Annotated in this window: 2 protein-coding genes and 1 pseudogene; all 3 read left to right on the top strand. The window is 51.7% G+C overall.

What is annotated here, in order from left to right:
* On the top strand, positions 1 to 234 hold a 234-nt coding region (locus B7L71_RS17470; RefSeq protein WP_212636752.1), incomplete at its 5' end, for a hypothetical protein.
* Positions 235 to 343: 109 nt separating this feature from the next.
* The gene (locus B7L71_RS17345) at positions 344 to 517 is read left to right on the top strand and encodes a hypothetical protein (RefSeq protein ID WP_170919483.1); all 174 of its coding nucleotides are present in this window, start codon (positions 344 to 346) and stop codon (positions 515 to 517) included.
* An 87-nt stretch (positions 518 to 604) separates the two neighbouring features.
* A pseudogene (locus B7L71_RS10085) lies at positions 605 to 899 on the top strand (IS1380 family transposase); the annotation flags it as partial.

Genomic DNA, 899 nt, shown 5'->3' with positions numbered 1-899 from the left:
TGGTATATAGTGGCGGTCGTGGTATTCATTCTGTCTTCTTCCCCTTTGGCGGTGCTGGTTGCGGCAATTGCCTTCATTGTATCTAGTCTTTTGCTCTTCGATGAAGTTGGCTTTCTGTTTCCAGTGAGTGCAACCATATTGGATTACGAAGACCTCAGTGGAAGTGTTTATATGTTTCATGGGAGAAAAGGGCTTGAGGATTGGCTAGCCTTTGAGAGAGGGCTTTCGGATTAAGCTGTCCAGAACATAACAATCGGTTTCACAGCGACCGATTTTCCGCCGCTTCGCGGCTCCAAACCGGCGCGTGAGCCGGGAGTTAAAACTTGCAAAGAGATCATTTCAAATGAATGTTGGTTATAGAAGAATCCATTATAAGGATATTCCTAAGCTTTTTGAGGTGCGCAGTCAAACAAGAGAAAATCCTATTTCTAAAGCGAGGCTCGCACAGATGGGGATTACTCATGTCAATATAGCCAAAGGATTTGAAACAGGTGCTCTGTGTGGCTGGGTATCCTGAATCCGTGAGACCGGCCCCCAGGAATGCTTCTAACCTACTGAACTGCATGGCAATATAGCGAATATCGCCATTCACCCAGACAGTGCCATGCCCAACATAAAGTTCCGCGCCAGTCGCCGCACCCTCACCAGCCACGCCGGGCTGTCCATCATCGGGCAATGCTTCGAGATCGCTGGCGTCGACAGCATCGACGGCCGCTTCCCCACCACGCTGGGCATGCGCACCAGTGACGTGATCAAGAGCTACCTGGGCCTGCTGTGTCTGGGCATGAGCGACTATGACGCTGTCGAGAACTTCCGCCGCGACAAGCCCTTCCAACAACTGCTGACCCTGCAGAAGGTGCCGAGCGCGGCGACGTTGCGACAGCGGCTGGAGAAACTTA

This window comes from Halomonas sp. BC2, from assembly GCF_002078115.1.
Classification (GTDB): domain Bacteria; phylum Pseudomonadota; class Gammaproteobacteria; order Pseudomonadales; family Halomonadaceae; genus Vreelandella; species Vreelandella stevensii.
This window is presented reverse-complemented; position numbering and strand designations above follow the sequence as displayed.

Coding starts and splice junctions, on each gene's coding strand:
- B7L71_RS17345 (WP_170919483.1), top strand. CDS start 344: ATGAATGTTGGTTATAGAAGAATCCATTATAAGGATATTCCTAAGCTT.